Below are 6,528 nucleotides of genomic sequence, written 5' to 3'. Positions count from 1 at the left end.
CCACCCTGGCCCCGGTCACCCCAGCCCGCACCCAACCCACCTACGTGGCCCCCAGCAACAACGACGCCGACCAGCGGCGGACCGCCCAGCGCCCGGCACCAGCCGAGGACACCCGAGCAGACGACGCCACGACCGGCGCACACGGTGAAGACGGAACGGACGCAGCCGAACCCGATCGACCCGTCGAGACCACCGCGAGTGTCGCAGTGATCTACCCGGCGACGCACCCCGGCAACGGATACCGGCCCACCACGTCGTGCGCCGACTTCGTACGCGTCCGGGACGGCTACTGCACCGAACCCGGCTGCACCCGTTCAGCATTCGCCTGCGATCTCGACCACGTCACCGAATACGACCACACCGACCCCGCCCGCGGTGGGGCGACGTCGAGTGAGAACCTCAACACCAAATGCCGCCCCGGTCACCTGTTCAAAACCCACGGGGACTGGGTCGATGTGCAATACCGCGACGACGACGGACGCCTGGTCACCGAATACGAAACCCCCGAAGGGGTCACCCTGCCCGGCGACGCCGAAACCCTGGAAGACACCTTCCCCAACCTGCGGCGTATCCGGTTCGAACAAGCCGCCCAAGCCCCACCCACCCCACGCGTCATCGCCTCCGACAACCCGGAGCGCACCACCAGCCGACTGGACGCCAAACTGGCCCGCCGGCGACAAGAACGCGCCCGAAACAAGCGAGCCCGCGAAGAACTCGACCGGTTGGACCCACCCCCGTTCTGACAAACACGAGCGTTCCCCTGATCGGGTGAAAACTCGCCGGTAACTTGTCCTTCTTCCTTGCGGCTGCGAACATTTGACGTGGTTTCACGATCGTGGAGACCGAATCAAACATGCCAATGGCCGGTGATCAGGTCGGCGGCGGGGGCAAGGGCGGGAAGACATGAACGGATTTCGACGGACGCTGCGCGCGTCTACGGTGGGTTGCGCGCTGTGCCTCGGCATGGTCGTGCCGACGGCACTGCCCACCACCGCTGCGGCCGCACCGGTCCTGTCGGCCGAGACGCTCGCAACCATCGAGGGACTGAACGACGACGGCGTGTTCCGACCCGCGGAACCCGACGACGGGCTCGGTCCGGACTGGCTGTCGACGACGTTCCCTCATGTCAACGGGGACACAATCGTGGTAGTGACCCCCGGAACCGACGACGGCACCCTGTTCCCGCGCATCAGGGGACTCCGTGCCGGCCGTCAGGTTCTGGTCGTCGACTACCCGGAAGCGCTGGGCCCATTGGTGTCTGGCCGGTCTGGTGCCATCCTGCCGATCTTTGCCCCGAGTTACGACGCCTCTCGGGATGTCGCCGTCGACAACAACCTCAAAGTCATGCGGGCATTCGCACAGCAGACCGAGGGGCAGCCGTACGTCGTCTACACCGGCTACTCGCAAGGCGCCGAAGCCCTGGGCAATGCTGCGGAGATCGCGGTCGGTCAGCCGAACGGGATCGACGTCGACAACTCGACGATCCTGCTCATCTCCGATCCGCGGAGCCCGTGGGGCCTGAAGGCGTGGGCCGACAACAACATCGTCGGCTCGGTGTTCGAGCTGTTCGGCGCCGAGAGCAACGGAGCCCGCGATCCCGGTGCCACCGGCGAGGAACTTCCGGTGACGTCCGTGATCGTGGTCGGCGATCCGGTTGCCAACTTCCAGTGGCGAACACTCCGGCCGGTGAGTTCGCTGCTCGTGAACGCGGCCGGATTCATCGCGATCCATTCGGGCCTGGGCGAAGAGAACTACGGCAATCTCATCGACTACACCACAGCGCCGACGACGATGAAAAGCCGCGACGGCAATACGACGTACGTCGTCTATCAACCGAAACACCACCCGCTCACGTTGGTCGCGATGATCCTCAACGACGCGGTGGGTATCGAGCCGAGTGAAGACGATCTCGAGCGATGGGACGCGGTCAACAACGCCTTCTACCCGCTGGTCACGCCGACAGAGTCGAACGCCGCGGTGCCGGTGGAGTCGTCGTCTGAGTACGACCCACCAGCCGTCGCCCGTCTTGTGGACTCTGCCGACCCCGAAGATCCGCCGGCCGAATCGCCGGCGCCGGCGCCCACTGTTGGCGCCGACGTCCCTGCCTCAGACACCGAAGTCTCGTCGGGCGGTCGTCATCGCGCGCCTGAGACTGCCGACGCTGACACATCAACCCCCGAGGCGACCCCGTCAGAGGGCGGCCGGCATCGCCTCACGGGCAGCGGGCGGCACGCAGCCGACACCGATGCCGCTGACACCGATTCTGCCGACGCAGATTCCACCGACACGTCCACATCGGAGGAGGACTCGTCGGACGTGTCGAACACGGAGACCGAGAGCGATTCGTCTTCCGACTCGAGTGACGGCGAGTCCAGCGCAGCAGCCTGACAGCTGACACCCACTCCGCGACGCAACGTTCGGGGTCACCGAAGAGACCACTCTGGCGGTATCGCCGCTCCCCCAGCCTCCGGAGGGAGCGGCTACGAGTCCCGGCGTGGGGCCGAGTCAACTCACCCCCGCGGCCCCGCGCCGGGCTCTATTCGTCGATCAGAGCCGCGCCTTGCGACGACCCCATCACCCCTGTCCGATGAGGAACGCCGCCACCGCAAAGGCGATGAGCACCAACGAGATCGCGCACCCGAGAACCACTTGCTTGGCGGTCGACATGGGCGCGTACGGGTCTTTGTACTCGTACCGGTATGTCGGTGGGCTGGAGTTGTTCACGGCGGCAGCACGTCGTGCCGACCGATTGTCGGACTGTTCCGGGAATTGGTCATGTGAGGGTAGACGCGGCGTACCCCCCGGTATCGCGTTCACCGGACCATCATGCCAGGTAGATCACGGTTCTGCAGCCCGCCAGAGGTCGTCTGTTCGGGTGAATCCGTTGTCGCCGTGAGTGATTCAGCCAACAGCAGCCCGAACCAGCACTGCCCACACCGCCGCATCTGTCGAAACAAAGAATCCCCGGCAGTCTCGGACTGCTGGGGATTTTTGTGGTGGCCAGAGTCGGGATCGAACCGACGACCTTCCGCTTTTCAGGCGGACGCTCGTACCAACTGAGCTACCTGGCCGGAAGGTACCGGTTGACGATGAACCGAAACCTTTGGCGACCCTGACGGGACTCGAACCCGCGACCTCCGCCGTGACAGGGCGGCGCGCTAACCAACTGCGCCACAGGGCCTTGTTAAATTATCTGCGCGGTCCTCGTTGCCGAGTGCCGCGCAGGCGTACCCCCTACGGGATTCGAACCCGCGCTACCGCCTTGAAAGGGCGGCGTCCTAGGCCGCTAGACGAAGGGGGCCGGTCGTGTTCTCCGTTGGGAGCTCGCATAGCTTATGACAGGTCTCGCGCAAACCACAAATCGACTGGTCAGCCCCATAAACGAAGCATCGCGACCAGCTCGACGACACGCACACCGAGGGTCACGTTCGCACCGTTTGCACACGTTGTAAACTCATCGACGCCCCGGCTCGCCGGGGCCCTGCCCCTATAGCTCAGTTGGTAGAGCTACGGACTTTTAATCCGCAGGTCCCAGGTTCGAGCCCTGGTGGGGGCACCATCATGACGATCCGAAGAGGTCCAGTGCCGAGGTGAGCGTCGATTCCCGCTGCGGTACCACCAGGACGCTCGTCGGCGTACCCGACGGGCTTCCGGACACAATCAGATTCTGCTTGCCGCCCAGAACCGCAGTTCAGATATGCCGAATACCGTCCCGATGGCAGACCAGTAGTTCTGCCCGCGCGGCCGTTCTGAACCGGAGGCACGACCGCCTGCCTTCGCGCCCGAGTCGGCGCGGATTCAGTCTGGCCCTTCGCCGGGAAATGTGCGAACTCGCCTGGAGCACAGCGGAACTCGGTGTCACCTGATCGGACGAACTCTGTCTTCACGGGGCTCGTGGAACGACGGTGCCTGACTACGATCCCCTGGTGACATTGTCCGCCCGGTTGGGCTCTCTGGCCATCCTCTGTCTCCTTGTGGCCGCCTGTAGCACGTCGGGCGACGGCAGCCCGAGCTCCTCGTCGGAGAGCACGACCGCGTCTGCCGATTCTTCCTCGGTGGTCGTCGTGCTCGACGGATCAGAGTCGATGCTGACTGCCGACGCTCCCGGCCCCCGCATCGACGCTGCACGCGCCGCGGTGACGGATTTTGCGACGGGCCTCCCCGACGGCACACCGTTCGGACTCGTCGCCTACGGGAACACGCTCAGCGCGAAAACGACGCGCCAGGCGGCCGGCTGCCAGGACGTCACGACGATCATGGATCTGGCACGCATCGACAAGGGGGCGGCGACCGAGGCCATCGCCGGTGTCGAGGCTCAGGGGTGGACCCCGTTGTCGAAGGCTCTCACCCAAGGTGTCGAGCTGCTGGCGGGCAGCGGAGGGTCCGTCGTTCTGGTCTCCGATGGAGAGGCAAACTGCCCGCCCGATCCATGCGACACGGCCCAGCAGCTGCGCGCTCGCTACCCCGACGTCACGATCAGCACCATCGGCTTTCGTGCGACGAACACCCAGCTGGAGTGCATCGCCCGCGAGGGCGGCGGTGTGTACATCACGGCAGACAACTCGCAACAGCTCGCCGCACGGATCGCCGCCGCCCGTGACGCCGACTCGGCGTCGACGAAGCTGACCAACACCGGACTGGCCGGGGTGAACTTGGGGTCTCGGGCCGATGAGATCAGAGCCACGACGCCAGGCTTCCCGGAGCTGTCCACGGGAACCGTGGACGGCGACCGCGTAGTCGTGCGCTGGCGGGACTGCGAGTGGGTATTCGCCGACGGCGTCCTGGTCGAGATCCGCCCGCTCGGATCGGCGGTCACGACAGTCGACGGGGTGACGGTCGGCACTCCGATGAGTCGCGTCGTCGAACTGTTCGGCGAGCCGGTTCGTGACGACAAGGCCACGTCCACAGCATATTTCGCCGCAGATGAACCCCGCGGTATCGCGCTCAAGGTTTCCTACGACGGCGATGTCGCCAGCGGTACCGTCAAGACTCTCACCCTGTGCACGTGCCTGCCGAAACCGGCTTCACAGGACGAGGCCGACAACTGCGGGCCCACAGCCGATTCCCCGAAGCTTCGGGTCGTCGCCAGGGGCGTTGACTGCCAGACCGCGCTCCGGCTCGTCGAACGCTACGTCGACGATCCCCGCACCCAACGCGGTGATCGCGGCGCGCAACTCGATTCGTGGGGATGCAACATCCTCGGCGCCGCGGAAACCGAGGCGGGCGAGCCGGTCATCCGGTGCACCCGACCCGACGGCGCACAGGTCACGGTCGAGGAACCCAGAGGCGCTTCGACGGAGAACACGGCCCCGACGAAGCAGGACGTCTGCGATGCGTGGCAGAAAGTCTCGGACCTGTACCGAACCAGGACTCTGATCAACTCCCGTGGTCCTGCAGGTGGCCTCGAAGCTATTGCCGAACTTGGCGACCTCGCCACGAGGTACCCGGACGAAGCCGTTCAGTACGAGGGCACATACCTGGCGGAGCTCGCGGCCAACGGATCGGTGAGTATCTCCGCCTTCACCTCGCAGCAGAACCTGAAGGCCTTTTGCCGGGCCTGAGGTACTGCGCCACTCCAGATCAGCCCACAGAAGAACCGGAATACCAACATGATCGACGGCCACAGCTCCCTGATGTCCCGCGTCCGAGCCGCGACTTTCGCAGCCCTCGTCTGTCTGCTCAGCACCGTCCTGGCGGTGCCCGCGACAGCGACCCCGAGTGGCCCCGAATACGTCGCGTTGGGCGACTCGCGCGCTGCCGCGCCAACGAACGGATCCAGCCTGCGCCCAGACGGATGCGGGCGCACAGATGACGGCTACCCCGTACATGTGGCCGCGCGCCTCGGACTGAGCCTACGGTCCGTCGCCTGTGTCAATGCCACCACCGCCAATGTCACGACGACGCCCCAACTGACGCTATATGGTCCGCGTCCTGTCCAGACTCGCGTGCTGTCCCGGTCGACGAAGCTGGTCACCCTATCGATCGGCGGCATCGACCTGCAGTGGTGGTCCCTGGTGTCGTCCTGCTTCACGAGGAAGTTCGGCCGCGATGCGCGCTGCCGCGACAACGCCTCGGTGACAAGACGAATCAACTCCGGTCTGGCCTCACTCGCACCCAAAATCGACGCCACGCTGACCCGGATAGGACAGCGAGCTCCCAACGCACGCGTCGTTCTCGTCGGCCACGGCGGCTACTACGGTCAAACCGGCTGCCCAGGTCAGGCGAACATCAGCACCGCTGACGCTGCATTCGTCCTACGGTTCTTCGAGCGCTTCAACGCAGTGCTCCGACACTCCGCTCGGGCACACTCGGTTGTTTTCGTCGACGTGGCCGGACCTGCCGCCGGACATGACGCATGCGCAGGTTCAGCTCGATGGTTCGAGGGAAATATCTCGCGGTCGGCAACCCAGGTACGCCACCCCACCCCGCTCGGCAGCAAGGCCATCGCAGACCTGGTCGTCGCGGCGCTCTGACCCGTGGTTGCGCCGGCTCCAGCGGAGCGAGGCGTCGAGTCGAAGCCACCCCAGG

Annotated in this window: 5 protein-coding genes and 4 tRNA genes; 5 read left to right on the top strand and 4 right to left on the bottom strand. The window is 65.7% G+C overall.

Annotation, left to right across the window (positions count from 1 at the left end; all coding sequences use genetic code 11):
• Positions 1–743: HNH endonuclease signature motif containing protein (locus tag FFS52_RS12075; RefSeq protein ID WP_137809824.1), on the top strand; the 743-nt coding region annotated here is incomplete at its 5' end.
• A 160-nt stretch (positions 744–903) separates the two neighbouring features.
• Positions 904–2,388, top strand: a complete 1,485-nt coding sequence (locus FFS52_RS12070) for a PE-PPE domain-containing protein (RefSeq protein WP_137809823.1) — start codon at positions 904–906, stop codon at positions 2,386–2,388.
• Positions 2,389–2,574: 186 nt separating this feature from the next.
• On the opposite strand, the gene FFS52_RS23680 is transcribed toward FFS52_RS12070, so the two are convergent.
• The 4 genes from FFS52_RS23680 to FFS52_RS12055 form a co-directional block, all read right to left on the bottom strand.
• On the bottom strand, positions 2,575–2,724 hold the full coding sequence (locus FFS52_RS23680) for a hypothetical protein (protein ID WP_171011615.1): 150 nt from the start codon (positions 2,722–2,724) through the stop codon (positions 2,575–2,577).
• A 270-nt stretch (positions 2,725–2,994) separates the two neighbouring features.
• Positions 2,995–3,071 (bottom strand) — tRNA-Phe (locus FFS52_RS12065).
• Between the two features lie 33 nt (positions 3,072–3,104).
• Positions 3,105–3,181, bottom strand: a tRNA-Asp gene (locus FFS52_RS12060).
• Between the two features lie 47 nt (positions 3,182–3,228).
• Positions 3,229–3,301 (bottom strand) — tRNA-Glu (locus tag FFS52_RS12055).
• Between the two features lie 182 nt (positions 3,302–3,483).
• Here FFS52_RS12055 and FFS52_RS12050 point away from each other — a divergent pair.
• From FFS52_RS12050 to FFS52_RS12040, 3 genes are all read left to right on the top strand, one after another.
• Positions 3,484–3,559: transfer RNA gene (locus FFS52_RS12050), tRNA-Lys, on the top strand.
• A gap of 346 nt (positions 3,560–3,905) precedes the next feature.
• Entirely contained in the window at positions 3,906–5,561 is a 1,656-nt protein-coding gene (locus tag FFS52_RS12045) for a VWA domain-containing protein (protein WP_349291724.1), read from the top strand.
• A 48-nt stretch (positions 5,562–5,609) separates the two neighbouring features.
• Positions 5,610–6,473 (top strand): SGNH/GDSL hydrolase family protein, encoded by an 864-nt coding sequence (locus FFS52_RS12040; protein ID WP_349291723.1) that lies wholly within the window; start codon positions 5,610–5,612, stop codon positions 6,471–6,473.
• The last annotated feature ends 55 nt before the right edge of the window (positions 6,474–6,528 follow it).

Origin of the sequence: Gordonia sp. ALPHA1B1, assembly GCF_005502615.1 — a bacterium.
GTDB classification, from domain to species: domain Bacteria; phylum Actinomycetota; class Actinomycetes; order Mycobacteriales; family Mycobacteriaceae; genus Gordonia; species Gordonia hongkongensis.
The sequence above is the reverse complement of the archived record's forward strand: the minus strand, read 5'-3'. Positions and strand labels throughout refer to the sequence as shown.

Bases quoted from the DNA above. Each gene is read 5' to 3' on its own strand.
- FFS52_RS12040 (WP_349291723.1), top strand. From the start codon at position 5,610: ATGATCGACGGCCACAGCTCCCTGATGTCCCGCGTCCGAGCCGCGACT.
- FFS52_RS12070 (WP_137809823.1), top strand. From the start codon at position 904: ATGAACGGATTTCGACGGACGCTGCGCGCGTCTACGGTGGGTTGCGCG.